This window comes from Nocardioides sp., from assembly GCF_014360585.1.
Classification (GTDB): Bacteria; Actinomycetota; Actinomycetes; order Propionibacteriales; family Nocardioidaceae; genus Nocardioides.
This window is the reverse complement of record NZ_JACIXG010000014.1, coordinates 1-26,138: the sequence shown is the minus strand read 5'-3', so window position 1 is coordinate 26,138 and position 26,138 is coordinate 1. Positions and strand designations below refer to the sequence as shown.

General features: G+C 66.7%; 26 protein-coding genes. 10 read left to right on the top strand and 16 right to left on the bottom strand.

Annotation, left to right across the window (positions count from 1 at the left end):
- Positions 1 to 24: 24 nt before the first annotated feature.
- The 7 genes from H5T77_RS07060 (at position 25) to H5T77_RS07030 (ending at position 5,526) form a co-directional block, all read left to right on the top strand.
- On the top strand, positions 25 to 2,034 hold the full coding sequence (locus H5T77_RS07060) for an MDR family MFS transporter (protein WP_292646877.1): 2,010 nt from the start codon (positions 25 to 27) through the stop codon (positions 2,032 to 2,034).
- Positions 2,035 to 2,123: 89 nt separating this feature from the next.
- Positions 2,124 to 2,423, top strand: a complete 300-nt coding sequence (locus H5T77_RS07055) for a hypothetical protein (protein ID WP_292646875.1) — start codon at positions 2,124 to 2,126, stop codon at positions 2,421 to 2,423.
- Positions 2,423 to 3,625 carry a hypothetical protein gene (locus tag H5T77_RS07050; RefSeq protein WP_292646872.1) on the top strand — a complete coding sequence of 401 codons (1,203 nt, stop codon included), beginning with the start codon at positions 2,423 to 2,425 and terminating at the stop codon, positions 3,623 to 3,625. Before H5T77_RS07055 ends, H5T77_RS07050 begins: the two co-directional genes overlap by 1 nt.
- Before the next feature lie 7 nt (positions 3,626 to 3,632).
- A complete protein-coding gene (locus H5T77_RS07045; protein WP_292646870.1) occupies positions 3,633 to 3,992 on the top strand; it encodes a hypothetical protein in 360 nt (119 codons plus the stop codon).
- 2 nt (positions 3,993 to 3,994) lie between these two features.
- Positions 3,995 to 4,420, top strand: coding sequence for a hypothetical protein (locus H5T77_RS07040; protein WP_292646867.1), 426 nt, complete (start codon positions 3,995 to 3,997; stop codon positions 4,418 to 4,420).
- The gene (locus H5T77_RS07035; RefSeq protein WP_292646865.1) at positions 4,417 to 4,857 is read left to right on the top strand and encodes a hypothetical protein; all 441 of its coding nucleotides are present in this window, start codon (positions 4,417 to 4,419) and stop codon (positions 4,855 to 4,857) included. The genes H5T77_RS07040 and H5T77_RS07035 overlap by 4 nt, the downstream gene beginning before the upstream one ends.
- A gap of 3 nt (positions 4,858 to 4,860) precedes the next feature.
- A complete protein-coding gene (locus H5T77_RS07030) occupies positions 4,861 to 5,526 on the top strand; it encodes a hypothetical protein (RefSeq protein WP_292646863.1) in 666 nt (221 codons plus the stop codon).
- Here H5T77_RS07030 and H5T77_RS07025 read toward each other — a convergent pair.
- Positions 5,510 to 5,953, bottom strand: coding sequence for a TY-Chap domain-containing protein (locus H5T77_RS07025; protein WP_292646862.1), 444 nt, complete (start codon positions 5,951 to 5,953; stop codon positions 5,510 to 5,512). The genes H5T77_RS07030 and H5T77_RS07025 overlap by 17 nt on opposite strands.
- Before the next feature lie 133 nt (positions 5,954 to 6,086).
- Here H5T77_RS07025 and H5T77_RS07020 point away from each other — a divergent pair, with 133 nt between their 5' ends.
- A complete protein-coding gene (locus tag H5T77_RS07020) occupies positions 6,087 to 6,863 on the top strand; it encodes an NPP1 family protein (protein WP_292646859.1) in 777 nt (258 codons plus the stop codon).
- A gap of 36 nt (positions 6,864 to 6,899) precedes the next feature.
- Here H5T77_RS07020 and H5T77_RS07015 read toward each other — a convergent pair whose 3' ends face one another.
- The 6 genes from H5T77_RS07015 to H5T77_RS06990 all read right to left on the bottom strand — a co-directional run bounded on the left by H5T77_RS07015 (position 6,900) and on the right by H5T77_RS06990 (position 13,413).
- Positions 6,900 to 7,679 (bottom strand): anti-sigma factor, encoded by a 780-nt coding sequence (locus tag H5T77_RS07015; RefSeq protein ID WP_292646857.1) that lies wholly within the window; start codon positions 7,677 to 7,679, stop codon positions 6,900 to 6,902.
- Positions 7,676 to 8,275: an ECF RNA polymerase sigma factor SigK gene (gene sigK, locus H5T77_RS07010; RefSeq protein WP_292646855.1), complete on the bottom strand. Its 600-nt coding sequence runs from the start codon at positions 8,273 to 8,275 to the stop codon at positions 7,676 to 7,678. The genes H5T77_RS07015 and sigK overlap by 4 nt, the downstream gene beginning before the upstream one ends.
- Positions 8,276 to 8,312: 37 nt before the next feature.
- Entirely contained in the window at positions 8,313 to 8,954 is a 642-nt protein-coding gene (locus tag H5T77_RS07005) for a fasciclin domain-containing protein (RefSeq protein WP_292646853.1), read from the bottom strand.
- A gap of 97 nt (positions 8,955 to 9,051) precedes the next feature.
- Complete coding sequence (locus tag H5T77_RS07000) at positions 9,052 to 10,626, bottom strand: molybdopterin-dependent oxidoreductase (protein WP_292646852.1); 1,575 nt, start codon at positions 10,624 to 10,626, stop codon at positions 9,052 to 9,054.
- A 90-nt stretch (positions 10,627 to 10,716) separates the two neighbouring features.
- On the bottom strand, positions 10,717 to 12,474 hold the full coding sequence (locus H5T77_RS06995; RefSeq protein WP_292646851.1) for a DUF429 domain-containing protein: 1,758 nt from the start codon (positions 12,472 to 12,474) through the stop codon (positions 10,717 to 10,719).
- A 252-nt stretch (positions 12,475 to 12,726) separates the two neighbouring features.
- Positions 12,727 to 13,413, bottom strand: coding sequence for a class I SAM-dependent methyltransferase (locus tag H5T77_RS06990; protein ID WP_292646849.1), 687 nt, complete (start codon positions 13,411 to 13,413; stop codon positions 12,727 to 12,729).
- Between the two features lie 86 nt (positions 13,414 to 13,499).
- Here H5T77_RS06990 and H5T77_RS06985 point away from each other — a divergent pair, with 86 nt between their 5' ends.
- On the top strand, positions 13,500 to 14,387 hold the full coding sequence (locus H5T77_RS06985) for a helix-turn-helix transcriptional regulator (RefSeq protein ID WP_292646848.1): 888 nt from the start codon (positions 13,500 to 13,502) through the stop codon (positions 14,385 to 14,387).
- A gap of 18 nt (positions 14,388 to 14,405) precedes the next feature.
- On the opposite strand, the gene H5T77_RS06980 is transcribed toward H5T77_RS06985, so the two are convergent.
- The 5 genes from H5T77_RS06980 to H5T77_RS06960 all read right to left on the bottom strand — a co-directional run bounded on the left by H5T77_RS06980 (position 14,406) and on the right by H5T77_RS06960 (position 19,214).
- On the bottom strand, positions 14,406 to 15,467 hold the full coding sequence (locus H5T77_RS06980; protein WP_292646846.1) for a hypothetical protein: 1,062 nt from the start codon (positions 15,465 to 15,467) through the stop codon (positions 14,406 to 14,408).
- 24 nt (positions 15,468 to 15,491) lie between these two features.
- On the bottom strand, positions 15,492 to 16,769 hold the full coding sequence (locus H5T77_RS06975; protein WP_292646843.1) for a hypothetical protein: 1,278 nt from the start codon (positions 16,767 to 16,769) through the stop codon (positions 15,492 to 15,494).
- Between the two features lie 255 nt (positions 16,770 to 17,024).
- Positions 17,025 to 17,507 (bottom strand): TrmO family methyltransferase domain-containing protein, encoded by a 483-nt coding sequence (locus H5T77_RS06970; RefSeq protein ID WP_292646841.1) that lies wholly within the window; start codon positions 17,505 to 17,507, stop codon positions 17,025 to 17,027.
- Positions 17,508 to 17,547: 40 nt separating this feature from the next.
- A complete protein-coding gene (locus H5T77_RS06965) occupies positions 17,548 to 18,336 on the bottom strand; it encodes an inositol monophosphatase family protein (RefSeq protein ID WP_292646839.1) in 789 nt (262 codons plus the stop codon).
- Positions 18,336 to 19,214 carry a DUF5919 domain-containing protein gene (locus tag H5T77_RS06960; RefSeq protein WP_292646837.1) on the bottom strand — a complete coding sequence of 293 codons (879 nt, stop codon included), beginning with the start codon at positions 19,212 to 19,214 and terminating at the stop codon, positions 18,336 to 18,338. The genes H5T77_RS06965 and H5T77_RS06960 overlap by 1 nt, the downstream gene beginning before the upstream one ends.
- Positions 19,215 to 19,438: 224 nt before the next feature.
- On the opposite strand from H5T77_RS06960, the gene H5T77_RS06955 reads away from it, so the two are divergent.
- Positions 19,439 to 20,077 (top strand): TetR/AcrR family transcriptional regulator, encoded by a 639-nt coding sequence (locus H5T77_RS06955; RefSeq protein WP_292646836.1) that lies wholly within the window; start codon positions 19,439 to 19,441, stop codon positions 20,075 to 20,077.
- Positions 20,078 to 20,351: 274 nt separating this feature from the next.
- Here the strand turns inward: H5T77_RS06955 and H5T77_RS06950 are convergent, their stop codons facing one another.
- The 4 genes from H5T77_RS06950 to drmB all read right to left on the bottom strand — a co-directional run.
- Positions 20,352 to 22,007, bottom strand: a complete 1,656-nt coding sequence (locus H5T77_RS06950; protein ID WP_292646834.1) for a TIGR02391 family protein — start codon at positions 22,005 to 22,007, stop codon at positions 20,352 to 20,354.
- A 635-nt stretch (positions 22,008 to 22,642) separates the two neighbouring features.
- Positions 22,643 to 23,071, bottom strand: a complete 429-nt coding sequence (locus tag H5T77_RS06945; protein WP_292647004.1) for a very short patch repair endonuclease — start codon at positions 23,069 to 23,071, stop codon at positions 22,643 to 22,645.
- A 54-nt stretch (positions 23,072 to 23,125) separates the two neighbouring features.
- Positions 23,126 to 24,694 (bottom strand): DNA cytosine methyltransferase, encoded by a 1,569-nt coding sequence (locus tag H5T77_RS06940; RefSeq protein ID WP_292646832.1) that lies wholly within the window; start codon positions 24,692 to 24,694, stop codon positions 23,126 to 23,128.
- A gap of 87 nt (positions 24,695 to 24,781) precedes the next feature.
- The coding region (gene drmB / locus H5T77_RS06935; RefSeq protein WP_292646830.1) for a DUF1998 domain-containing protein at positions 24,782 to 26,138 on the bottom strand (1,357 nt) is incomplete at its 5' end.

The following is a 26,138-nucleotide window of genomic DNA, read 5'->3' as shown; positions in this document are numbered from 1 at the left end:
TCCAGTCGAGACGTGGGGGACGCAATGGCAGCACCGAAGGCGGCGTCGGAGACCGAGCCTCAGCTGAGCCGTCGCCGGATCAACCTGATCTTCGGCACCGTGCTCCTCGGCATGCTGCTCGCGGCGCTCGACCAGACGATCGTGTCGACCGCGCTGCCGACGATCGTGGCGGACGTCGGAGGTGCCGGCCACCTGTCGTGGGTGGTGTCGTCCTACCTCTTGGCGGAGACGGTCGCGACCGTGCTCGCCGGCAAGTTCGGCGATCTCTTCGGCCGCAAGCTGCTGCTGCAGGTCTCCGCCGGGCTCTTCATCCTCGCCTCGGCCGCGTGCGGGTTCGCGACCGACATGGCCTGGCTGATCGGCGCCCGAGCCGTGCAGGGCATCGGCGCCGGCGGCCTGATCGTGACCGCGACGGCGCTGATCGGCGACATCATCCCGCTGCGGGAGCGCGGGAAGTATCAGGGCGCGCTCGGTGCCGTCTTCGGCGCCACCACCGTCCTCGGCCCGCTCCTCGGCGGACTCTTCACCGACCATCTCTCCTGGCGCTGGGCGTTCTATATCAACCTCCCGCTGGGGATCGCCGTGATCGCGATCGCCAGCCTCACGCTGCCGCAGATCACCCGCGGGAAGCGTCCGTCGATCGACTACCTCGGCATCCTCTTCGTGGGCCTCGGCGCCTCGACGCTGACGCTGGCGGTGAGCTGGGGTGGGACGGAGTACGCCTGGGGATCGGCGACCATCATCGGCCTGTTCGTCGGCTCGGTCGTCGCCTTCGCGATCTTCGTCTGGGTCGAGTCGCGGGCGGTGTCTCCGATCCTGCCGTTGCGGCTGTTCCAGGACCGGGTGTTCACGGTGAGCGTCGCGCTCTCGTTCATCGTCGGCTTCGCGATGCTCGGCGCGATGACCTACCTCCCGACCTATATGCAGTACGTCCACGGCGTCTCCGCCACGTCGTCGGGGATCCGCACCCTCCCGATGGTCATCGGCCTGCTGGTGACCTCGACGCTGGCGGGGACGATCGTGGGCCGGACCGGGCGCTACAAGGTCTTCCCGGTCGTTGGGACGCTGATCATGGCGTTGGGGCTCTACCTGCTCTCGACCATGGATGCCGACACCAGCACCTTGATGATGTCGCTCTACCTGCTGGTCATGGGCATGGGTGTCGGCCTGAGCATGCAGATCCTGACGATCATCGTGCAGAACACCGCGGCGTACGAGGATCTCGGCGTAGCCACCTCGGGCGTCACCTTCTTCCGGACGATGGGCAGCTCGTTCGGGGCCTCGATCATGGGCACCGTCTACGCCAACGCACTCGCCGACCGGCTGCCGTCAGCGGTCGCCTCGGCCGGGGTGTCTGCCGATGCCGTCGCGACACCCGCGGCGCTCCATGCGTTGGCCGAGGCTCAGAGCGCCCCCATCGTCGACGCCTATGCGGAGACGCTGCACCTGGTCTTCCTCGCCGCGGTGCCGGTCGCCGGGCTGGCGTTCCTGCTCGCACTCTTCCTCAAGGAGGTGCCGCTGCGCGGCACCTCGCGGGCCGCCGCGACCGACGCGGGCGACGGGTTCGCGATGCCCAGCTCGTCGGACAGCGCGATGCGGCTCGACGTCGCCGTCGCCCAGCTGGTCCGCCGTCAGCCGCCGGAGACCTTCACGATGCTGCGGGAGTCGGCGGTCGATCTCGGCGCGGCGACCGCGTGGTGCGTACGCCAGGTCGGGATCCGGGAGTGGGTCGGCGGCGACACCTCGCTGGTCGCGATCGGCCACCGCCTCGGGATGCCGGGCGAGGTGCTGGCGCCCGCATTCGCCTCCGCCGCCGCGGAGGGATACCTCTACGGCGACGCATCGGCGTACGCGCTGACAGAGGCGGGCAATGAGGAGCTCGCCAAGCTGGTCGCGGCACTCAAGCAGTGGCTCGCCACCGAGCTGTCCGACTGGGGTGCCGACGACGCCAAGCTCGATGAGGCTCTCGTAGCGCTCTCCCGACAGATCGTCGAAGGTGAGAACGACCTGCTGGCCCCGGCAGCGACCGCCTGACCATCGGCCCCGGACCCACCGGGATACCCCTATAGGGCTTTTTACTTTCTGCTGTGTTTGAAACCGTAGAAAACGGGTAGGACGAGGACATGACCGAAGACATCCACGTCAGCCCCGGCGATCTCAGGTCCATCAAGAACACGCTCAACACTGCTGGCGGCGAGCTCTTCAAGCAGGCCGAGCCGCTGCAGAAGACACCTGACGTCGGCGAGTCGTCCTCCGAGGTCGCGACCGCGCTGGCGTCGCTGGCAGCGGCGGTCGGTGGCATGTCAGAAGGTCTCGGGTCGCTGAGCGACGGCGTGCAGAACGCACTGGACCACGCGACCACGTCCGACCACGCGGCCGGGGACGATGGCCGCCGCCACGAGCAGAGGGTGAGGGGCAGCTGATGCCGGAGGCGATGGACACGAAGGTCTACGGTGATGCGACCGCGGCGCAGACGGCGGCGGACGCGTGCACGACCGCCAAGGAAGCGGTCGGCGATGCGCTCGACGACGTCGGCAAGGCGATCAAGACCGCCGGCTCGTGGAAGGGCCAGGCCGGCGCCGCCTTCGAGACGAAGGCGGAGAAGCGTAAGAGCGACCTGCGTCAGCTCGAGTCGCGCATCGAGGCCATGGGCAAGGGCCTCTCCACCTTCTCCGGCGACCTCAAGGCGGTCGAGACCAAGATGTCGACGATCCGCACCGAGGCCAGCGAAGCCGGGCTCGCCGTCAGCGGCACCATGATCTCGCCGCCGACCGACCCGGGTGAGGATGCCTCCGAGGGCGACGTCGACGCCCACAACACCAAGGTCGAGAAATGGAACGCCCTGGTCAGCCGCGTCGAGACGGCGCGCAAGGACGAGGACAACGCCCACGAGGACCTCGGCAAGGCGATCGCGAAGTCGACCGGCGACGGCTGGATCGAGGACCGTCTCCAAGACCTGGGCCTGCTGCCCAAGGACTTCTCCGACGGTATGCAGATCGGTGCGTACGCTCTGGGGTTGGCCGGTCTCGGCGCCGGTGCCGGCATCGACTGGATGGTGAAGAGCCGTTACGGCATCTTCCAGCCGCGGGTGAACGGGCGGTTCGCCAGCCCGGCGAGCCTGACCAAGCTCGATCGTGCCGCGAAGGTGCTCAGCGACAAGAACTGGCACGCGAAGGCCAATAAAGCAGCCGTACGCGGCAAGTGGCTGACCGCCGGCAAGTGGGCGACCCGCGCGGGCTGGGTGGTCACGGCCGGCACCTCGGCTTGGGAGCAGTGGCAGAAGGACGCCGACGATCCGTCGCTGTCGACTACGGAGCGGGTCAGCCGCACCGTGAGCACGTCGGCGATCACGACCGCGGGCGCCGCAGGTGGAGCCTGGGCCGGGGCCCAGGCCGGTGCTGCCATCGGCAGCATCTTCCCCGGACCGGGGACGGTCATCGGCGGTGTCGTCGGCGGTGTGATCGGTGGTGCGATCGGCTCCGGGCTGGCCGGCAAGGCGGCCGACTTCGTGGTCGACGAGGCCGGTGAGCTCGGCGAGGCCGTCGTCGACGGGGTCAGCGACTTCGCGGAGGGCGCCGGCGAGGTAGCCTCCGATGTCGGCGACGCCATCACCTTCTGGGACTAGGACCGCAATGATCTGGGCCGCACTCATCCTGGCCGCCGGCACCATCGGCGCCGGGGTCAGCATCTGGCAACATCTCGGGCTCTCGGCCCGTGCCCGTTCCTGGGCCAACTCCTGGAACCGGGGCGGTGTGGGCGAGGACGTCGTGCTCATCCATCTGCCCTGCATCTCCGCGCTGGCCATCACCGGCTCGACGGCGTTCGGGCTGGTGCCGGAGCAGACCGCGGCCTGGACGATCATCGGCGGGCTCTTCCTGCTCACCTGCATCGTCTACCCGCTGCTGGTCATCGTGCCCACGCCGTCGTTCATCAAGCCGAAGTGGTATCGCGAGTCGCGTCCGAAGAAGAAGCGCACCGCGGGGAAGAAGTGACTGTGTCCGACAACCAGACGACCATGACGCTCCCGAACGGCTGGGAGAGCGTCGACCCACCCGAGGGCGTACGTTTCCTGGCGCTCGCGCCGTCCGAGGGCACCTTCCGCGCCAACATCACGGTGACCGCCCAGACCAACGGTGACCTGGGGTTTCGTGACTGGCAGGTCGGCTCGGAGATGGCGTTCGCCGAGATGATGCCGGGCTACACGCCGATCGACCTGGAGCGCCTCACGATCGCCGGTCAGGAGGCGGGGCGGCGACTGGCGATGTACGACGGGCCGGGCGAGTCCGCGCTGACCATGGAGCAGTGGTTCGTGGCGATCGACGGGGTCGGCCACACCCTGACCGCCACCGTTCCGACCAGCGAGTACGCGACCTGGGCCGCCCAGATCGACGCCACCGCCGCGACCTGGAGCCCGGTATGAGTGCAGTGGTGGTCGCCTGGACCCTCGCCGGCCCGGGCGGTCGGCTCGAGCACCGCGCCAGCGTCGATCCCGCGGGCGTCCATCTCGAGCTGGGTGTCGACGGCACCCGTACGCAGCCCCTCGACCTCCCACGCGGCCACCTCGTCCCGAGCCTGATCCGCACTCTCAAGATCCGCCCGGTCAAGGGCGCCGCCGGGTCGGTGCGCCCCTTCCCGACCGCTCGGATGGCCGAGCTGCTGGGCGAGGACCAGGACGTCCGCGACGCGGCCCTGTACGAGGTCAGCGCCCGCACCGCCTGGTCGATCGCGGTCGACTCGTGGCAGCTGGCCGGGATCAACGGCGCCAACGGTGTCCATCTTGCGCTGGACGACAAGCTCACCCCGATGACCAACACCGCCTTCTACCGCCTGCTCTGCCAGCAGCTCGGCGCCTACTGAGCGATGAGAGGGCTCCGGTGCTCGACGGTCGCGGCTCTCGTCGTCGTGCTCAGCGGTTGCGGGTCAGGTTTGCCGGGGTTCGAGGACGGCGGCGAGCCGCCGGACCCGAGCTCGCCGGCGACTGCGCCCAAGGTCGACTTCTCGGCGGACATCCAGACCGAGGCCAAGTCGGTGTCGGCGACCTACACGGTGACCAACAACGAATCTTCCGAGGTCTTCGTCGCCGACCGTACGCTGGTGCCGTCGGGGGCAGGGACCAAGCTGTCTACCGCCCCGTACGTCACGGCCGAGAGCGGTGAGGACGGTCCCGTCCTGGTGCTCTCCCATCGGGTCTTCCCCTGGCCGCCAGGCGTCAACCTGGCCGTCGCGCCCACGGGTGGCGGTCAGCTGTTGGCCCCGGGCAAGACGTTGACGGTCGAGACCAGCGTCGACCTCCCGGCGACCCGCAACCAACCCTTCGGCGACGATCTCGGGCACGGGAAGATCACGCTGCCGAAGGAGCCAGTGGCAGTACGTTTCTGCCTTGGCGTGGTCGCCTCGCCGATCCCGCCCGCAATGAGGCTCGAAGAGACTGACGGGGGTCTGACTTTCGCGCACGGCAACGCCGGTCACGATGCGCAGCATCTGCTCTGCAGTGCAAGCAAGTCGTTGGCTACTTATCCCGCTTGAGGGTGAGGGTCGAGAAGTCGGCGCCGAGGATGCGGAAGGCGTCGACGAGGAGACTGGCGACGAGCGCTGCCTCCGACCGGGGCACCGTGCGCCAGTAGTGCGGCACCGCCGGAGCCGGGGCGATCGGGTCGGTCTCGTCGGGCGTCAGCCAGCCTGCCGCGCGAAGTGCCTCGTGCTGCTCGGCGGAGGCCTCCCAGGTGCCGCCGATGTGCTGCGTACCTACGAACTCGGCGTAGAGCACCTCGTCCTCGCACAGCACCTGCCCCCAGCGGGACGGGGCGGACCGTGACGCCGCGGACCTGAGCCGGGCCAGAAAGCCTGTCGGTTCCGGCGCCGAAGGCTCGGGCTCGCTGACGATCACGAACTCCCGCTGCCCGAGACCGGTGAACTCGGAGGCGATGCGTTCCTGCCACTGTGTTGCGTCCACGGGACCATCCAACCAGGGCAACGGTGGGCACGAGAGCCGCGTTACCGCCGCGTTCACGCGCAAGGGGTTGTCACGTGGTCGCGGCACTGGTTGCATCTGTGCACCCCCTCCCCCACGAACAAGGGACCCCCACATGACTCTCGGGAAACGACTCACGCGTCGGCTCGCCCTCGCGCTTCCGCTCGCCGCAGTTCTCTCCGTCATCCCGGCGGCCGCCTGGGCCGCCCCGCCCCCGGCACTGCCGGCTTCCGCCCCGGAAGCCGACCGCACCTGGCAGCCGGCCCTCGACTTCGACACCGACGGCTGTTACAGCACCCCGGCGATCGGCCCGGACGGCACGGTGAACGGCGGCCTGGGGATGGGCGGCACGGTCAACGGCCAGTGCCGTGATCTCTCTGACCTGCAGAACACCAACGTCTACTCCCGCTCGAAGTGCAACAACGGCTGGTGCGCCTATCTTTACGGCTACTACTTCGAGAAGGACCAGGTCTCGTGGGGTCCCGGATCCGCTGGCCACCGGCACGACTGGGAGCACATCATCGTGTGGGTGCGGGACGGTCGTGCGAGATTCATGTCCGTCTCCCAGCACTCGGGCTATCAGATCAAGCCCGAGTCGGAGCTGCAGTTCGAGGGCGGTACGCACCCCAAGGCCGTCTATCACAAGGACGGCGGCAGCACCCACTGCTTCCGTTTCCCCAAGGTCGGCGGCGGCGACGAGCCGCCCGAGAACCACGAGCGGGTCTGGCAGGTCAAGGGCCTGGTCGGCTGGGACAACTACCCGGCCGGCATCCGTGACCGCCTCGTCGCGGCCGACTTCGGTGCGGCTACCTTCAAGCTGACCGACGGGCGCTTCGGCAACGCGCTGGCGGCCGGGAAGCCGGCCGAGGTCTCCCTCGACCCCTACGCCTGAGCCGGCCCCGTCGGAGCCGGCTCACGTTCTCGCAGGTCAGGTCGCCCGCGAGAAGTCGAACAACGCGATCGGGGCCGAGGTCGGCTCCTTGGAGCCTCCGTCCGGCTCGACGGTGATCCCGGCGGCACTGGCGTCCGCGGCGTCACCCTCGAGGACGATCGTCTGGTCGGTTTCGTCGGGCATCAGGCCGGCCGGGACCATGACGTCGTCGTGCTGGAGCCAGAGCTCGTAGACCTTGCCGTCGGGCGCGGGCGGCATGTCGGAGGTGACCAGCACCGCCTTGCCCTCCGAGACCGAGCGTACGATCCGGGCGCTGGCGCCGCGGGGCAGCTTGACGGAGACCGTCTTGGCGTCCTCGGCGCTCAACACCCGCTCGGCTGTTGAGACGGTCTGAGTCGTGTCATCGCGAGTCAGTTCGACCACGCCGACCGTGCCGACGCCGACGATGGCCAACACCGCCGCAGCAGCCGCGAGCAGCCGCAACCCTCGATAGCGAGGACCGGTCGACCCCGAGGGGCTGGAGGGGTCGGAGCCTTCGGCTTGAAGGGCAGCGCCGATACCCTCGATGCTGGTCGGCGTCTCGGGCGGTAGCGGGCGGATCTCCTTGATGCCGGCGAGCAGACGATCGCGCATCTCCGGTGGCGGAGCGACTTCGGTCAGCGCGTCGAGCAGTCCGGCGCTCTCCTGCAGGCTGGTCACCTCGGCGCGGCAGTCGGCGCAGACGGCGAGATGCTGCTCGAAACGGGCGCGCTCGATGTCATCGACGGCGTCCACGGCGTACGCGCCGGAGAGGGCGTGAATGTCTTGCGCTGTCATTGGTGCACTCCCATCGCGTCGCGAAGACGAATCAGCCCGTCCCGGATACGGGTCTTTGCGGTGCCGACCGGTAGGTCGAGCATGGCGGCGACCTCAGTGTGGGTGTAGCCGCCGAAGTATGCGAGCTGTAAAGCCTCGCGCTGAGCTGCTGTCAATGTCGCGAGTGCTGCGTGGACTCGGCGTGCCTCCAGCGAGCTCTCCGCCGCTTCAGCAGTGGTGTCGTGCGCCGGAGCATGCGTGGTGCCGTGGTAGGCGGTGTCGTTGCGGCCGGCGGACTCCGCCGACCTGACCCGGTCCACCGCACGACGATGAGCCAGCGTCAGCAGCCACGAATGGGCACTGCCGAGGTTCTCGTCGTAGCGGCTGGCTTGGCGCCACACCTGGAGGAAGGCCTCCTGGGTGACCTCTTCGGCCTGGGCCGGGTCACGCACGACTCTGAGCACGAGCCCGTGGACTCGAGCGGCGGTCTGGTCGTATAGGGCCGCGAAGGCGGCTTCGTCGCCACGAGCGATGCGACGCAGGAGCACCGCAAGCCCGGGCGACCCGGTTCCCTCCGGCGACGAGTCGCCGGAGGGAACTGAGCTGAGCGGTCTCATGTGTCTATCCTCGCGGATAACCGGTCGGATGTCTGGATCAGGGCATCAGAACGGTGTCGACGACGTACACCGTGGCGTTGGCGGTCGGGATGTTGCCGCAGAGAACCTTGGCGTTCTCCTTGCCGACGGTGAACTCCTCGTCCGCGCCTTCGACGGTGATCATGTCGCCGGCCAGGGTCTCGTGCTCACCCGCGACCTCGTCGGGGCTGAGCTGGCCCGCCACGACGTGGTGGGTGAGGACCTTGGTCAGCAGGGCCTTGTCAGCGAGCACGGCGTCCAGGTCGGCCTTCGGGATCTTCGCGAAGGCGTCGTCGGTCGGCGCGAAGACGGTGAGCGCGTCCGCACCGTTGAGGGTGTCGACCAGGTCGGCCTCGCCGACGGCCGTCACCAGGGTGGTGAGCAGCGGGTTGGCGCTGGCGGCCGAGGCGACGGGTGCGGTCGCCATGCCGTTGAACGAGCCTTCGCCGTCGGCGGGGATCAGCTTGCAGCCCTCGCCGAAGGTCTGGGCGCCGGCCTCGGTCGCCTCGGTCTCCTCAGACGTCGTCTCGGAGGTGCCGGAGCCGCTCTTGGAGTCGGACTTGCTGTCGTCGTCAGAGCCGCAGGCCGAAAGGCCGAGGCCCAGCACGAGGGCCAGGGAAGCGGCGACGCCGCCGGTGCGCGTGATGGTGTTGAGCTTCATGAGAGAGCCTTTCAAGGGATGTTCTCTTGCTGTCATGAGTACTTCGGCGTGGTCGCCCAAGCGGATTTCCTCAAGTGGAATTTCTTTCTGCGAGTTTTCAGCCGACCGTGACGACGATTTCCTGGATGCCGCTGGAGCCGTCGGGGAAAGGAGTGGCCCGGTCCGTGCTCTGCAGGGTGCCGTCACGGTCGGTGACGCGTACGGCCAGCTGATGGCTGCCCGGCTCGGCGACCCAGGGCAGATACCACTGGCGCCAGTAGTCGATCCCGGCGTCCGGGCCGAGCTCGGCCTGCTGCCAGCGTCCGCCGTCGACGCGCACTTCGACCTTCGCGACCCCGTGCTGCTGCGCCCAAGCGACACCACCGATCACGGTGCGCCCTGCGGGAATGTTGCTCAGCGGCCGGGGCGTGTCGATCCGGCTGGACAGCTTGATCGGGGCATCGGTCGCCCAATCCCGGTCGGTCCAGTAGGCGGTCGCCGTGTCGTACCTGGTCAGGGTCAGCTTGGTGACCCACTTGGTGGCACCGACGTACCCATAGAGGCCGGGTACGACCAGTCGGGCGGGGAAGCCATGGCTACGCGAGAGGACCTCGCCGTTCATGCCGATGGCGATCATCGCGTTGCGCCCGTCCAGGGCGGCCTCGAGCGGGGTGCTGATCGTGAAGCCCTCGACGTCGGTCGAGAGGATCTGGTCGGCCCGATCACCGACGCCGGCCTCCTCGAGCAGGTCCTTGAGGGGTACGCCGGTCCAGCGGGCGGCGCCGACGAGCTTGCCGCCGACCTCGTTGGAGACGCAGGTCAGGGTGATGTCGTGCTCGACGTTCTCGCGCTCTCGCAGATCGTCGTAGCTGAAGGTGAGCTCCCGCTCGACGTCTCCGTCGATGGTGAGCGTCCAGCTGTCCTGGTCGACGATCGGGACGGCCAGCTTGGTGTCGACCCGGTAGAAGTCCCGGTTGGGGGTGCGGAACGAGGAGATCCCGTCGTACTTCTCCTCCAGTCCGGTCGCCAGCGCCGGCAGGGGCTTGCCGACCCGGGGCAGCTTGAGGTTCGCGATCGCGGCGCGGCTGCGTACGACCATCTCCCCGCCGACCGCGGCCGCGGCGGAGAGGAGCGTCAGGGCCCCGAACCCGACCAGGACGTTGCGGCGGCTGGACAGCCGCTCGCTGTCGCCGTCGGGCGGGTGCACGGTCGGCTGCTCGGGCGCGTGCTCAGGCGTGTGCTCGGAAGCCTGACCGGCGTTCAGTGCGCGGGTCAGGAACACCAGCACGGCGGGCCCGAGGACGAGCGCCACGAGGGTGGGGATCAGGTAGCTGATCTTGAAGAGCGGCTGCAGGACCACCGCGGCCGCGGGGAGCAGGACCAGGCCGGCGAGGAGCACGGCGCCCAGTCGGAGGCGTCTTCGGGCGACGACGCCGATCGCGGCAGCGAAGGCGATCGTGCCCAGCAGCACGCTGCCGATCAGGATCGGCTTGTCGGCGTAGCCGAGCTCGCGGACCGCCCACTCCTTGACGGGAGTTGGGGTCGCGTTGATGACCGCGGTGCCGACCGCGAGCGCTGGAGAGGAAGCCGGGGTCAGCAGGGCCGCCGTGAGGTGCGCGACGGACATGCCGACCACCCCGGCGAGCACACCGGCGGCGGCATGGGCGATGGTACGGCGATTCAGTCGTCTCATAGCGGGGGTTCGTGCCCGAGCCCCGATCGGATTTGATTCCTTCCCGGCGGCGCGTCGTCGACGTGGTGCCGCGCGAGCGAGGAGGACGACTCAGTCGGAGTCGCGCATCTTGGCGAGCCTGGCCCGCAGGCCGGGCTCCCGGTGCGCATTGGCACGCAGCCCGACGTACGCGTCGCCGTAGACCCAAAGCAGCGCGTCGTCGAGCCGCCGCACCGCGCCCGGCGGATAGCGGTAGTCCATCCGCGCCATGAGGGTCTCCTCGTCGACCGAGCGCAGCGCCTCGCCGAGCTCGGTCAGCGAGGCGATGCCGAGCTCGAGGATGACCCCGGAGATCCACCCGTAGTGGTCGGTACGCGACCAGCCGGCGTCGGCGTACTGCCCCGCCAGGAACGCCGCCAGCTCACGCGGGCTGATCCGCGGGTCGTCGTCGGGAGCCTCGGTCCTGGCGGCGGTCACGCCTTCCCGGAGCCGGTCCCTGATCGTGGAGAACTCCCGGTCGGCGAGCTCGAGCAGCCCGGCAGCGAGCGTGAACCGTCGGTCGAAGTCAGGCACGTGCTCGCTGGGGATGGTGCCCTTGTAGCGGATGTCGTGCTCGAACTCGGCCCATGCGTGCTGAAGCACGGTGCGGATCTGGATCTGCGCCTGGCGGCCTCGCAACAGCTCGTACGCCGCCTGCCCCTCGCGCGCGGGGTCGAGACTGACCAGCAGGTGGCGGCTGGCGTAGCCGAACCGGCCTTCGCTCGCGGTCTCCTCGCCCATGTCACGGTCGTCGTGGACCATCACCTGGTCGCCGAGGAGATCGACGACAGCCTGGACGTCGCTGTGGACGTAGGTGATCACCCGCAGCCCGATCTGGTCGGTGATCTGACGGAGCGGGTCGGCGAAGACCTGCCGTCCGTCGACGGCGCGAGCCGCCTTGGCCGCGAACGACGCGACCGACTTCGCGCGGGAGGTCACGGTGAGATAGTTGATGCCCGCGTCGTCGAGGAGCGAGGTCACCAGCTGTACGTACTGCTCGGCTGCCTCCTGCAGGGTGGGCTGTATCGCGGCGTACGCACGGACCGCGGCCGCGGTGTCGTGGATCGTCGCCCCGGCTTTTCCGCGGGGTGTCGGGCGGAGGTCGTCGGGCAGCGTCGGGGTGACGATGTAGCCGGTGGCGAAGTCTCCGTAGGTGGTGGTGCGGTCCGGCGCGCGGGTCGCGAACAGGGCGATGTAGGCGCACAGCACCGCGTCGACCTGGTCCTCGACCACGCGCAGCTCGCTCTTGCGTACGGCGCTCTCGGCGGCCGTACGCAGGGCGTGCCACGACGGGTTGTCGAGCAGCAGCGGCGGGTCGGCGCTCGTGAGGCCCTCGAGCAGGCCGAGCAGCATGAGCAGCTCGGCGCGGAGCTGGTCGACGTCACGACCTGACTTGTGCTTGTACTTCAGCGTCCGGCCCAGGCGGAAGAGGGCCACCGTCGCGGGGTGGGGGTAGACCTCGATCGCTCGGCGCCGCCGGTTGGAGCGGGGGTTCATGTCGAGGCCGAGCCGAGCCGCGATCCGGGCGCCCCTCGGCTGCTGACTGAACTCCGGCTTGCTGGTGTTGGAGGGGTGTGCGCCGGCGTCGAAGCGGGCGAAGTCCTTGTTGAGCGCGGCCTCGGCCGGACGGTTTCCGCTGGGGTTGGTGACGATCAGCGGAGCGTCGATCGCGACGAGACAGTCGTTGTCGACGTAGGGCTCCAGGGCGGCGACGATCTCGTCGTCGGTCTTGACGGCAGCGACGTGCACGAGCTGGCCGTCCTCGTCCAGGACGGCCAGTCCGGTGGGCCTGCGCACGCCCCAGGCGAGGTCGACTCCGAGGAAGTACATGGGGCCAGACTGCCCTGCCGACGACGATTTGTGACAACTCCACGCGGTCGGCGGTGCTGGTCGGGTGAGCTTCGCTGGTCGAGCCGGATTCGTTTGTGGCAACTCCACGCGGTCGGCGGTGCTGGTCGGGTGAGCTTCGCTGGTCGAGCCGGATACGTGAGGAACGAACGAATCCGTGTCGAGACCAACACAGTCCCTTGGCCGCTCGATAGGACCGTGTTGGTGTCGACACCGCTCGCGAGCGCTCGCGGCTCAACCAGCGGCGCGAGTGGCCTGCACGATCGTGATCGGGCCGAACCGGTGGTCGATGTGGTCGACCTCGCGGGCGTCGGTGAACCCGGCCTCGGTCAGCAGGTCGACGATCCCCGCCACCGGTGGTCGAGCCTGTCGAGACCTCCCGTGCCGGTGGCCGTGCTCGTGCTCGTGACCCGGCCCATGATCCGGCGCCCCGAAGTCGACGATGGTCACGCGCCCGCCGGGCTTGAGAATCCGATGCGCCTCGCGCCCGAACCCTTGACGCCCGGCTTCGTCGACGTGGTGCATCGCGAGCGAGGAGACGACGTGGTCGACGCTGCCGTCCTCGGGGAGCAGCCGGTCGGCGTACCCCTGCACCAGCGAGAGACGTACGCCCCGCCGACTCGCCTTCCGAGCGGCCATCCGCAGCGCGCTCGCGTCGGGATCGTGCCCGGTGACGACGGCGTCCGGGACGGCGCGAAGCACCGTGAAGGAGAGGTTTCCGCTGCCGCAGCCGACGTCGAGCACGGTTTGCCCAGGCGAGATGCCGGCGAGCTCGACGGTCCGCTCGTGGAGCGGGCGCACGCGGGCGAACCGGGTGAAGAGGTCGTAGAGGGGGAGGAGCCAGGTGCGGCCCATGCCGGGGAGGAAGGGGCGGTCCTGTTCGCCCTCGGGGCGGCCGTCGATGATCTGTATGGTGGTCATGTCTCTACAATGGGACATTCTGCGGGTCATCGGTGGGAGGGAAGTCGGTAGCCATGGGACGTTCTTCGGATTCGACTCCGACTCGGGTGCGTTCCGTGCGCGCGGTGCGGGCCGACGGCACCCCGATCTACCGCTGGGAGCCGAGCCCCGGCGTGCCTGCCGTCCGGGTCGTACCCCTCGACCCCGACTGCGACAGCCCGCACCTGCCTCCCGACAACCGGCACGCCCACGACTTCTGGATCCTGGCCTACGTCGAGCGCGGCGGAGGCACCGTCGACCTCGACGGCGAGCAGGTGGCGCTGCGTGACGGCGAGGTCCACGCGGTGGCTCCCGGCGAGGTCGTGGCCGCCGAGTCGCTCGCCGAGCTCACCCACGCGCGGGCGTGGTCGGTGGCCTTCACCCCCGACGCCATCCCCTCCCTCGCCTCCATCTCCCCGCTCACCTGGGCCCACCACCCGCTGCTGGCCCTCTTCGCCGCCGACGGCCGCCGCGCCGTGGTCCCCGAGGCCGAACGCCCGCGCTGGCACGCCTGGCTCACCGACCTCACCGACGAGCTGCGCGACCCCGGCCGCCTCGGCGCCCACGACGCCATCACCGCGACCCTCACCAACCTCCTGGTCGCCTCCGCCCGTCTCGCTCCGAGCGCTCCCATCGCCCCGGACCCCCTGGTCGCCCGGGTCTTCGACGAGATCGAGCGGACGTACGCCACCAAGGTCTCCGCCGGCGACCTGGCCCGCTCCCTGGGCTACACCCCCGGCCACCTCACCACCGTCATCCGCCAGCGCACCGGCCGCCCCCTCCTCGAATGGCTCACCGAGCGCCGCCTCACCGAAGCCCGCCGCCTCCTCCGCGAAACCGACCTCCCGCTCTCGGTCATCTCCACCCGCACCGGCCTCACCGACCCCGGCTACCTCGTACGCCGCTTCAAGGCCCGCTACGGCACCACCCCCGACCGCTGGCGCCGGGAGGCGTGAGCACTGAGCGTCCTTATCTCAATCGGCTGTGCTGCTAGTGGTGAACGGGACATGTTTCTCCCAGACGAGATCGATGCGGTGGGTCTCGCGACCCACGACGCATGGGTGAGATGTCTCGATCCTCAACGCGTGGTTGGCGCTCGGGTCTACGAGGAACACGTTCTGCTGTAGACCGGCTGGGCCACCAGTGACCGTGGTGTTCTTGGTGATCGGCTTGACTGCGGGGTCGCCGTCGACGGTTACGAACGCCTTTCCGGTCCCGATAGCGTCGCACTCGCGCATCCTCTGCCCGACCTGTACGGACGCTTTCGTCAGTCGCATGCTCGACTCGACCCACGCCCACATCGCGCCGTTGCGTTTCTTGAATGACCAGCCGAGGTCGACAACGTAGGGATACTCGACGGCCTTGTAGTTGCAGCCCGAGGCGTTGAAGTACATGGTCTCGAACGTGACCTTCGGGGACCCTGGCGCCGCCTCCCAACCGTCGTCGCACGGCACGATTTCCGCCATCTTGGGATAGCCATAGAGCGCCTCGGCCTCACCGGTATCCCGCTCGCCATCGGTCCACATCACCTGGCGTACGCCGTCGAAGGTGGCCGCGGCCCCCAACTTGCTCTCGGCATCTGCTTTGACCCGGATATATGACTCCAGGATGGAAGTGTCATCGCTGATCGAGTAGCGCCGGTCATCGACGAGAAGGTCGACCGTGGCGTCCGGGTAGTCGGAGAAGGTGGGACCGATCATGCTGTCGATATTGTTCCCGTCTGCCCTCACATCGGCGACAGGCACAAAGCGCTCGCCTGTACCCGCCTCGAGTGGCTCTCCATCGGCGGTCTCATCTGCAGGAATCGTGGTGACCGGCTTACCGACCACCAGAGTGAAACCGCCGGATGGAAGCTGGAACTGCAGTTCCGATCCGGCGACTGCTGCAGGTCTGGCGTACGAAACAGGGTCCGGATCATCATCTGTCGTGTTTCCGCAGGCACTCAACACCGCGACCAGCGAGAAGGTTGCGGTGGCGAAACGCCGCCGCGGGGCGCGCCCAAGAGGCAGAATCACCAGGTCATCACTTTCGGTCATCGGTCGACTTCATGAGCCGGGAGATCAGTTGACGAAGTTGTTGTCGCTGCTGTTGATGCGCTCTGCCTGTCGGCGAGCCTCGGCAGCGATGTCGTGGTCCTGCAGGCCGATCGTACGGGCGGCTTCGGCGAGAGCGTCAGCGGCATCTCCGAGTTCCCTGATCATCGTGGTGAGGCAGTCGACAGCGTTCTTCTGGAGCTTCTCGAACTCGGGCCAGGCTCCGTCTGGCTCCAGACCCACCCCGTCGGGCCGCTCGTCGAACACCCGTGAGCTGACGACCAAGTCCCCACGAGCGCTGCGGAGGTCGCCGCAGATCGTCGGAATCCACAACTCAGTGACTCTGGCGATGATCCCAGCATCGACGATGACGTTCTGCTGGCGGTCGAGGACATTGCCGGGCTGTGCCTCCGGAGCGGAGAGATCGAAGGCTGGACGATTCGCCTCGACCTCCCGCCGAACCTTCGCCAGGAAGTCGCCAAGGTTCCGTTCCTGGTCGGCGATCGCGCTGCTCAGGTCGGTCAAAGCTGAATGGATCTTGGTCATGACCCCATCGGGAGTCGCTGCCCCGAGTGAGACCTCAACATCCTTGTTGCCACCGGAAGCACCTGCGACGGTGCCGAGAAACCCGGCACCTGCTGAAAGCAGACCGGCCACCGCGGCGACCGAGGCGCCGCCTGTGGGGATCGCGGCGATGAGGCCAGCGATTGCTCCACCGACGGCGAGGATGACTGGCCCGATGCTCCCGCCGCCGCCGGGAGCCGACGCCTTCATCGCTGTCACGGCCTTCTTCTGGATGGCCTCGAGGTCCTCCCCAGCTGCTTCCCAGATCGCGCTCTGACCCTGACAGGACAGCCCAAGGCAGGCGACGACGGCACCGATGCCCTGGATCGCCGACGGGAGCGAAGAGAGATAGCGCTCATGGAACGCCTCGGCGTACATGCCGCTCAGCTGGCCGACCCGGTTGTTCAGGTTGAGCAGATCCGCCGCGAGCCGCTGGTTAGCGAGTCCGATGACCGGGCCGGCCTCGGCATTGGTGCTGGTGGGTGGTGCGGTGCCGGTACGAAGTTCGCCTTCGCTGTGCTCCAGTTGAGCGATTTCGGCGGCGTTGAAACCTGGCGTGGGCAGCGCGGCCCACTTCGAGAAAGCCGCCTCGACCTTGCCCGGCCAGTCGGCGTAGATCTGCTCGACTTCCTTAATCGCGGTGTCGATCTCGGACTCGGCGACGCTGGTCGCGTTGCGGATCTCGTATGCCCCGGTTGACGGGGTCAGAATCACATGCGCACCGCCGGAGAAGATCTGCATGAGCCCGTCGCCGGCGTAGGTGCTCCATCCGTTGTGCTGGAGGTCGGCCTCGATGGCAGCCTCGACGATCGCGGTGAGGACATCGCCGCCCCCACTGCCTGTGGTGTCACGCATATCGATCCTCTAATCCCGAGTGTTTGGCCATGTCATCTTGCAGTAGCGATCGTGCACCCGACAAGCGCAATCACCAGAACGGCGCATCCCGCCCCTGACCCCAAGCGATGCGTGCGATCCGGATCTCTGCGGAGCGCTCACCTAGGCCTCAGCCGACGGGGCGAAGTAGTCACCCAGCATCTCGGTGACCCAAACCGGCTGATGAGTTTCTCCGCGGGGGCCGAACTCGGCGAACCATGGCTTGACGTCGAGTACGGGGGTGCCGTCGACGGCGTCGAGGTCTTCGACGTGGAGGTCGAGCCCGTCGACCTTGATGAGCTTGCAGCGGGAGATGCCGAGCCAGTTGCGGCGCCGCATGTTGCGGTGGCCGATGTTGCCGACCTCGGGCCAGGCGGGATTGTCACGGGCGCGACGCAGGCCGAGGTTGAGGTCGCTCTGGTCGGTGAGGTGGAAGAAGAAGACCACCTCGAGGTGGGAGAACTCCTCCAGGCCCCGGGTCGATTCGACCGGGTACAGGTCGGGGTCGAGGCGAATGATCGCCTGGGCGCCGCCCCAATAGTCGTCGGCGGGCTCAGCCCGGCCGCCGACGACCTGGGCGATCGGGGTCATGGGGATTGGTTCCACGGATGCTCCGTGGCGGCGGGGCTCGGGTCAGGCTGCGTAGTCAGGCGCGGTCGTCTTGGCTCAACGCCTCGAGCAGCTGGTCACCGATCCCTGGCGCTGCCGCGATCGTGGCGGTCGAGGTCAGTTCGTGGTCGTCGCCGTCGAGGTCGGTGACTCGTGCGCCGGCCTCGCGGGCGATGAGTACGCCGGCGGCGGTGTCCCAGGGCTTGTTGGAGAGCATCACCGAGGCGTCGAGCTTGCCGGCGGCGACCCACGCGAGATCGATAGCGGCACTGCCGAGCATGCGAACTCGTTGGGCACGCGCAGCGAGAACGGCGGTGATGCGAAGGCGGATCTCGTTACGCGCCGTGGCTTCGGGGCCGGTGGCGTAGTCGCCCATCGCGATCATGGCCGATCGAAGCTGGGTGCAGTCGCTCGCCCTGATGGGGTCTCCGCCCCGAGTTGCGCCTTGTCCACTCACAGCGGCATACCGAACGCATTCGCCCTCGACCGCGATGAGGCCGATGACCGGTTCGCCGTGGTCGAGGAGGGCGAGGCTGACCGCGGTCAGCGGGACACCGTGAGTGAAGTTGGCGGTGCCATCGATCGGGTCAAGGACCCAGGCGAGCCCGTCGGTGCTGCCACCGGTCTCCTCGCCTAGGAACCCAGCCTGCGGGGTAGCGCGGTGGAGACTGTCGCGCATGGTCCGTTCGATGGCCAGGTCGGTTTCGGTCACAGGGTCGCGGTCGCCCTTGAAAGCGACGGCGCGATCCCGGTTAGCACGGAGGATCCCGTCGGCCAGGTCGACGGCCTCGTGCGCTGCGGTGAGGTATTTGTCCAGGTCAGACATCACGCGGCGACCTCGCTTCCTCGAGCCCAGATGTCGTCGAAGATCTGGCGGTAGGTGGAGTAGAGCGACGGTGCGCCGATCAGGTGCTGCATCGCGAAGGTCGGGCTGTCGAGCCCGCGACCACGGGGCAGGTAGGGCTGCACGATCCCCAGGTTGCCGTCGATCAACATCACCTGGAAACGGATGGTCTCGTCATAGAGCCGGACTTGGACGCGATCTGCGGCGTCGGGCGACAGGCTTGCTCGGTGTTTGGCGATGACCTGGAGGTTCACCCGCGTCCACTCCGAAAGGTGTCCCTCGGCATGGCCCTCCTCGGTGTTCCGGACCCGGATCGCCTCACCGTCGGGATCCAGGAACAACAGACGTACGCGGGCACGTCCGAGCAGGTCGGCAAGGTCGCCGTCGGAGTACTGCTGACACAGCAGGTTGTGGGACAGCCCCAACCCGTCGACCTCAGTGGCTGCGTCGAAGAGGCGGCTGGTGGAGAACTCACGAAGAAATGCAGGCCGGTTCTGGAAGACATGGGTAACTCCAGCCAGATCTCCCACGGTCGCCGGCGTCGGGCGGTCGCTGCGCTCACGCACCAAGGGCATCCCCGGCTCCCAGGTCTGGGTGAGCTCAGCGACCTCCCAGCCGGGGAACATGCTGGCCAACACCCTGCGGTGGCCGGGGTGGGGACGAGTGCCGAGGTCACCGTTGAGCCAGCGGTAGAACGTCGCGCGGCTGGGAGCCTTCATCTCCGGAGAGGCGGTCCGAGCGTGGCGGTTGTAGTCACGCACGAAGACCGCGTACTGCGCGCTATGAGTCCGCTCCAGCAGCGCCTTGAGCACCGTCGTTGGCTGAGCATCCTGCGTGGGGCGAGCCGTCTTCGTGGGCATGATGAGACTCCATGAGACCATAACCGGACCAATATGAGACTAAGTGAGACTAGCACGAGACAAATTGACACTTAGCGTGAAGACATGATCAATAGCTACGCCGTGCTGGGTGATCCGGAGTGAGGGGCGCCGAGGGAGCAAGCATCCAGCGCGGAGAGATGGTCGCTCGGCGAGTAGGACGCCCTCGTGTGTTGCCTAAGGTTGCGGGCGGGCGACCGCCGCGGATGGAGCCACGTGAGGAGATCCTCGACATCGCAGCGGGCCTGTTCGTCGACAGGGGATTCGCCGCAACCTCGACCAGAGACATCGCGGAGGCGGTGGGGATCCGGCAAGCGTCGCTCTACTTCCACTTCGCCAACAAGGAAGAGACCTTGGGCGAGCTGCTCCAGCGATCGATCCGGCCAACGCTCGACAGGATCGAGAAAATCGAGACCCTGGCTGCTGAGGCCGGGGCAGGGCCGGAGGTGCTGCTGCACGTGTTGGTCGTGCTGGACGTGCGTACGCTCGCCGCGGCGCCGCGCAACGCAGGCGTGCTGAGCAGCCTTCCGGAAGTGCAGCGCAAGGATGTCTTCGAACCGTTCGGCGCTGCACGTAACGAGCTTCAAGATGCGTACGCGCGGCTGGGAACGGAGATCGCAGTCGGCCATGCAGCAGCGATGACTCCGGACCGCGATCTCCTTGGCACGCTGCTGCTCCAGTTGGTCGAGGTCGTCATTGGCATGCGCTCTCACGGGCACCGGATCACGCCGGCTATCGAGGCGATCGTTGCCGCGTCATGTCTCCGGGTCTGTTTGGTCGACCAGACACGTATCGACGGGGCGGCTGCACGGGTGGCAGACCTGATCGGTTCTTTGGAGGTCTGATCTTAAGAACTGGTCGCTTGGCCACCCCAATGGTGATGGGTCGGCGGCCGCAAGCAGATCCGCGAGACACTAACGTCGAGTCGTGTGACCTGCGGGGTGGGCATCCGAGAATGCGGCTGGGGTCACTCGGGTGATCCGGGGCGTTGTTGGAGTCAACCGTCGCGAACGATGCGGAGTGCGATGGGGTGACCCCGGAAGAAATCCTGCGCTCCTGAGCCTTTGCTTTGCAGGTCCAGCGGTCCTGCCAGTGCCGCGAATTTTTTTTGGGGGGGGGTCACGGTTGTGGGGGTGGTGCAGCCTTTTCTATGCGGCGACGCAGGTGGGAGAGGATGCTCAGGGCGTCCAAACAGTCTTGGTACGAGAAGACCTCGTGATCCTTGAGCTGGTCCAATACCTCGTGTGCTATCGGACTGCGGAAGCCCTGCCATAGGGCTTCGGATATTGCCTTCTGAGCCTCCCGAATATTCTTAGCGGTCTGCTCTGTAACCTTTCCGGGAAGATAGGGTGCGGCGACATCGATTTTCGGCTGTTTGACTGCGAACGCTGCTTGAATCGTGTTGAACTCGTCAGCGTTCACGCCGGAGACGGCTTGAACGTCCTTCACGTACACCTTGATTGCCTCGAGTAAGGCGTAGAAGTACTCACCCTTCTTGTAGGACGTCGTGGCAGCCGTCTGAACATCGGGGTGGAGGGATCGCCAGTGGAAGTCCGCGTACTCGGGGGCGATCGCCATTAGGTTGAGGACGAGCGACTCTCTGTCCTTATTTGAGAGTTCCGTATCGGGGGAGATCGCCACCTCGAGCACTTGCCTGACAGAGTCGGCGGCCGCCTGGTCCTCGATAGTCTCGGTCCACTGCTCAACATCGATGCCGAGGTCCTCGCGCAGCTCCTTCTCCTTCGCAGTCCGTCGAGTTCCGCGTCTCAGGCGCGCCACCTCACGCAGCACAGCTGCGAGGTATTCGCGGAGAGCGGCAGCCTTGGGGCTGTCCCAGTTGATCGACCGGCGGTCGGTCGCTACGACGTCCTCGTCCTGGTCGTCGAGGTAGTCGGCCTCGATGTAGCCGGTGATATAGGAGTAGGCGTAGCTGGACTCGGGGACGCCGAAGAACTCCGGGTCATTGGCGAGACGGCCCTTGACGTAGATGGTGAGGCCGCGAAGCTCCTGCCGGAGCGGCTTCTTTGCCGCGATCACGACACCGACCACTGCCGGGGCAACGCCAGCCTCGGGCACATCGATAGGGACCTCCCATCGGGTCTCCTCCTCGATGGCGCCGTAGCGCAGATCCCTGGTGATGGCGATCGGCCTTCCGCCTCGGTTTGAGGCGGTGACGTTGAATCCACCGTCGACGTAGTTGAAGAGTTGCGCGAGGCTGCTGGCGAGTTCGGACACGTCAACCTGGGTTTTGCGCTTCAGCTCCTCGACGGTGATGACGGTACCGTGCTCCGCGGGATCCGCTGCAGGCTCCGAGGTCTGGCCGGGCATGTAGTCGCCTCCAGCGGCTCTGCGGAGATCTTCCCACTTCAATGTGACGACCTTCCACGCCGGTGTGCCCGCGCGTTTCGTCCGGATGGTGATTTTGCTGCCGATGCCGAAGAGTGCGAGTTTGCCGAGTCCCTTGCGTCCCGCAACACGCCTCTTGCCGCTCTCGGAGTACCCGTTGTCCTCAGTGCGACGATTACGCCCGATCCGAAGGTACTTATCGGCAAGGTCTTGGGGGCTCATTCCGTGCCCGTCATCCGTGACGCGGACCGACTGCTTCCCAGAGGTATCCACCACCACGTCGACGTGGACGGCGTCCGCGTCGTACGAGTTCGCGACGAGCTCGGCGACCGCGTTGGGCAGCCGGGAGTACATTTTGAAACCGAGATGCTCGATCGTTCGCGGATCGAAGGAGAGCTTGAGCTCGGGATCTTCGTGATTCAATTCCACTTTTGGAGGATACTCGTGGCGCGCGTCGCGGGAGCCAAAACCCTAGTTCTCGGTCAAGAAAATCGCCCAACAGTGATGAGGTTGGGGTCCCAACTCCATCCGGGTCCTGCGTCGTGGTTTCAGGAGCGTGGCCGTCGCTCAGCGCGACATCGAGGCGACTAAGCAGACGATCGACGGATTCGCGCGTAGCGGACCAGGACTCGTCGGCGGGCGTGCACGTCGCACCGTGGCAACGCCTGACGCGCGAAATTTCCTGCTCGAGATCAGTAGAAGCTGGTTAGCTAGGCGTATGGCGACGAAGCAAGACCTGGCCGATTGGATTATCGATGCCCTGCGAGCCCGCGGTGGATCAGCGTCTGTGGTCGAAGTATGCCGCGAGATATGGCAGCGTCACGAGCCGGACCTCAGATCGTCCGGAGACATGTTCTTCACATGGCAGTACGACGTGAGGTGGGAAGCCCAGAAGCTTCGGGACTCCGGGCGCCTAGCGTCTGCGGCTGGCCGGCGCGGCGCGTCGTGGTCGCTGCCGTAATTCTCTCTAGCTCGGAGACGGCGCCTCGCGGCCCTCCCCTCCTCCATCTGGCTCACTGGGATCTTCCACGCTGGCTCAACCGTCTCGTCGACGCGGCGCCTTTCTACGGGTTCTCGCGTCGCGTCCGGACGATGCTGACAACCCAATTGGCGGCTTCAACCGGATCCTCATGCTCCCAAATGCGGACAGCGATCCAACCAGCGGCCTCCAGTGCCGCGGTGGTCTCGATATCGCGCTCCCGTGTGCGCCGTACCTTTTCCGCCCAGAAACTCGCGTTCGTCCGTGCAACTGTGTGGTGCTCGGGACATCCGTGCCAGAAACACCCATCAATGAAGATCGCTACCCTGGCCTTGCGGAACACAAGGTCCGCCCGGCGGCTAAGGGACTCGATCGGTCTCGCGTCCACCTGGTAACGAAGCCCGGCAGCGTGCACGAGCCTGCGGATCGCCAACTCCGGCTTTGTGTCGCGCCCACGGTTCGACTGCATGCTCCGTCGCGTCTGGGGGGTTGCCGCCCAGGAGCCCGTGTTCATCCGTTTGCCCATAAAATCACGATCAGTTACGGGTTTGCCCGCGAGATATAACGCTCACGGCATCGCCGGGCGGAGATACTCATAGATTGAACGCGCGATTGCGGTGCCTAATGGGATAGGCACGGCGTTTCCGATCTGTTTGGCGATTGCGGTCTTTGAGCCGCACCAAAGAAAGTCATCAGGAAATCCCTGGAGCATTGCTGCCTCATAGTGCGTGATTGGTCGCTGAGCTGTTGGGTGGAGGTAGCGGCCCTTCTCTGGCTTGAAGAACTCGGTGCGAATTGTGACGGACGGGGCGTCATTGTGCATGCGGCCCATGACATCTCCGGCTCCTCCGTCATGCGCATCCCACGAGTCCGTCGATAGGTACTCGAGAATCGCTGACCTTCCCGTCCCACGTTCAAAAACTGTGACCCGAAATGCCTGCGACTTGCTGCGGCCAGAAGGCTCCCGACTTACGGTTCTGCCGCCATCCATCCCGCGAACCTGGTACCTAGGTCCGTTTGCCGCCAATTCGCCCCTGATGACGCCCAGATAATCTCCGTGGGGGGCGATCCGCCCAGTCGTGTCCCGAAACTCCCCCACTTTTTGAAGGATGAAATCCTGGCCATCGTCAAGCCGACATATAAATCGACCTCGGAGATCCTTTCGATTCCCTTTGGGTGGTATTGCATCATATCGAGCAAGCGAGATCGGCTCCGGGTTCCTAGCGAAATGAAGTTCGCGAGTTCGGAATGGTCCCTCAAACTCATTTCTGAAGTTCTGGCCGCCCTTGATCTCCTCGATCCGCACTCGGTCTCGAGATGGAAGACCGGTTCCAGTAAGCCGCATGTCAGCGGTCCGCCTGAAGAGCGAGTCCACAGTGAGCCAGGCTGGCGGGAGAACAGGAACTGGCAGGCCTTGGAGTTCGTTCCGTTTCTTCCAGCGCTCTTTCGAGTGAGTGGGCTCGGGATACTGCATGCGGACTGGACGCAGCCCATCTACGTCGTTTCGGACACCTATGACGATCGCGCGATGGCGGGCCTGCATAGCACCGTAGTCGGCGGCGTTAAGGAGGTAACGTCGAGCGCGCTGGCGGTCAGAGTCGTCAGCTTTGGTTCCGGGTGCTTCCCGCAGTTCGTAATTCCGGAGATCTCCATTGCCGATCCGGTTTTGGAGGTCGGCAAACTCGGGAGATCGAACGAATCGATCGACGTTCTCGATCACAAATACCTTCGGCTGTACCTCGATGACCACCCGGATAAACTCTTGCCATAGCTGATTGCGCTCGGCGCCTACGCCGTTCCGGTTAAGGCCGGAGAATCCCTGACAAGGCGGCCCCCCGACAACGACGTCGACCTCGCCTTTCGTCCAAGGCGGCTCCCACCCGACGATGTCACGACAGAAGATCTGTGGGGCCTCGAAGTCGAGGCTTCTAGCCGAAGACTTTCCGAAGTTCATTGCATAAGACGCTGCGGCGTCTCGGTCCCACTCAACGGCTCCGAGGCTGCGAAAGACCGGCCGCTCCGCGGAGTCTGGGCGGAACTGGTGGAATCCTTCTGTAAGCCCGCCGCACCCTGCGAACAGGTCAAGAACCGTGATCGGTTCGATGGAGGGGGATGAGGAGGGTCCTGCGTCAGCCACTGTGCAATCCTATCTGCGCCGGGCGCGGGCTGACGCCAGGCCGACAGGTAACAGACCGATGAAGGTGGGCTGCGCCCATGAGCTAGGTCACGGCCCGTGAGGCTGGATACGGATTCCTGACCGTGCCTCCTCGAGGACATCCTCAAGTAGCCCGTGCACGTCGCGCCCGCCGAGAACCAACTGACGGTCCAGGAGCCGGTTGGATGTCTCGCACGATGTCTCGCTGACGAGTGAGCATCCGTGGCAAGCGGAGAGGTTGAGGCTTCCAGTGCCGTGTCTGTCGCTCTCGATACAGACAGGGTCGTTGGAGCAGTAGTCGGCGTCGTCGAGCGCTGCAACGAGTAGCGGCACGAGCTTGTCAGGCTCGCCGAGTCGGACCAAGCCGCCCAGGGTCCCCTGGGCGTCGCCAGCGGCGGTGTAGATGAGGACCGCGGCTGTCCGATCGGGGCGATCCGAGTTGGCGTAGATCCGCTCCTGAAGAGCTGCTGATGAGTAACCACTCGCGAAGGCCAACCGTCGAATTAGGAGATGGGCGATGGTGTGCAGGGCGATGAAGCGGGGTTCGGGCACGTCGAGCCGCTGCGCCCAGGGCATGGCATTGCGTCGCTCTACGAGGAGTCGGGCACGTGCCTGGACGGCAGGTACATTCTCCCAATCAGTGAGTCGCTTCTCGCTGAAGCGGAGGAAGATGCCCTCGCCGAACATCTCGATTGCCGGGTAGACCGGACGGCGTCTGGCATCGGGTCCGAGGTCGGCGGGGATCAAGGCGGCATCTGGGTTGTGCCGCCGAAATCCCTTGAGCGCGCGGACTTCGCGGACGCGTCGGACCTGTCCGACGCCGGCGATCGTGTCGATGATCGTTTGTGGGGTCGCTGCGCCAAGGTCGATCCGCCAGCCGTCGACTACGAAGTCGCCTTCGCTCGCATCTCTGCCAGGCTTCTCGAGCTTTTTGAGAAACGCGGCCCACTCCCCGTCCTTGAGGTCGAGCAGGACGGGGTCGTTGCCGTCGTCATCGCTGGCGGCGACGGCGAGTACTTCGTCGGCGGCAACGTCGAGTTCGGAGGCAATCCACCCGGCAACCAATTCGGCTTGGGGCCCGCCGTTGTCGGCGACGACCTTCTCGAAGAACATGTGCCCGCGGATCTTGTCAGCCTTGGTGACCGAGTGGGGTTGTTCCTCGGGAATGTCGAGGGCGGAGACGTGCTCGGCGATGTAGTTGCCCGTGGCGCCGCGTTGGACGGCGACGAGGTTGTGTTCGCACGGATCGCTGACCTTCACGTCCTCCCAGGGCTGTCGGCTCTGGCAGCGGATGCCGTCGCGTTTGAGGGATTCAGAGCCGACCAGGTCGGAAAGTGGGCGGGAACGCTTGCATCCTCCGCAGGTCACGCGAAGCGACTTGAGGCCCTCGCCGTGGCTGGAGGAGCGGACGAACTTCAGGTCCTTA

What these genes read in the sequence shown, in the direction of transcription:
- H5T77_RS07060 (WP_292646877.1), top strand. Translation starts at nt 25, where the DNA reads ATGGCAGCACCGAAGGCGGCGTCGGAGACCGAGCCTCAGCTGAGCCGT.
- H5T77_RS07055 (WP_292646875.1), top strand. Translation starts at nt 2,124, where the DNA reads ATGACCGAAGACATCCACGTCAGCCCCGGCGATCTCAGGTCCATCAAG.
- H5T77_RS07050 (WP_292646872.1), top strand. Translation starts at nt 2,423, where the DNA reads ATGCCGGAGGCGATGGACACGAAGGTCTACGGTGATGCGACCGCGGCG.
- H5T77_RS07045 (WP_292646870.1), top strand. Translation starts at nt 3,633, where the DNA reads ATGATCTGGGCCGCACTCATCCTGGCCGCCGGCACCATCGGCGCCGGG.
- H5T77_RS07035 (WP_292646865.1), top strand. Translation starts at nt 4,417, where the DNA reads ATGAGTGCAGTGGTGGTCGCCTGGACCCTCGCCGGCCCGGGCGGTCGG.
- H5T77_RS07030 (WP_292646863.1), top strand. Translation starts at nt 4,861, where the DNA reads ATGAGAGGGCTCCGGTGCTCGACGGTCGCGGCTCTCGTCGTCGTGCTC.
- H5T77_RS07020 (WP_292646859.1), top strand. Translation starts at nt 6,087, where the DNA reads ATGACTCTCGGGAAACGACTCACGCGTCGGCTCGCCCTCGCGCTTCCG.
- H5T77_RS07015 (WP_292646857.1), bottom strand. Translation starts at nt 7,679, where the DNA reads ATGACAGCGCAAGACATTCACGCCCTCTCCGGCGCGTACGCCGTGGAC.
- sigK (WP_292646855.1), bottom strand. Translation starts at nt 8,275, where the DNA reads ATGAGACCGCTCAGCTCAGTTCCCTCCGGCGACTCGTCGCCGGAGGGA.
- H5T77_RS07005 (WP_292646853.1), bottom strand. Translation starts at nt 8,954, where the DNA reads ATGAAGCTCAACACCATCACGCGCACCGGCGGCGTCGCCGCTTCCCTG.
- H5T77_RS07000 (WP_292646852.1), bottom strand. Translation starts at nt 10,626, where the DNA reads ATGAGACGACTGAATCGCCGTACCATCGCCCATGCCGCCGCCGGTGTG.
- H5T77_RS06995 (WP_292646851.1), bottom strand. Translation starts at nt 12,474, where the DNA reads ATGTACTTCCTCGGAGTCGACCTCGCCTGGGGCGTGCGCAGGCCCACC.
- H5T77_RS06990 (WP_292646849.1), bottom strand. Translation starts at nt 13,413, where the DNA reads ATGACCACCATACAGATCATCGACGGCCGCCCCGAGGGCGAACAGGAC.
- H5T77_RS06980 (WP_292646846.1), bottom strand. Translation starts at nt 15,467, where the DNA reads ATGACCGAAAGTGATGACCTGGTGATTCTGCCTCTTGGGCGCGCCCCG.
- H5T77_RS06975 (WP_292646843.1), bottom strand. Translation starts at nt 16,769, where the DNA reads ATGCAGATCTTCTCCGGCGGTGCGCATGTGATTCTGACCCCGTCAACC.
- H5T77_RS06965 (WP_292646839.1), bottom strand. Translation starts at nt 18,336, where the DNA reads ATGTCTGACCTGGACAAATACCTCACCGCAGCGCACGAGGCCGTCGAC.
- H5T77_RS06960 (WP_292646837.1), bottom strand. Translation starts at nt 19,214, where the DNA reads ATGCCCACGAAGACGGCTCGCCCCACGCAGGATGCTCAGCCAACGACG.
- H5T77_RS06955 (WP_292646836.1), top strand. Translation starts at nt 19,439, where the DNA reads ATGGAGCCACGTGAGGAGATCCTCGACATCGCAGCGGGCCTGTTCGTC.
- H5T77_RS06945 (WP_292647004.1), bottom strand. Translation starts at nt 23,071, where the DNA reads ATGAACACGGGCTCCTGGGCGGCAACCCCCCAGACGCGACGGAGCATG.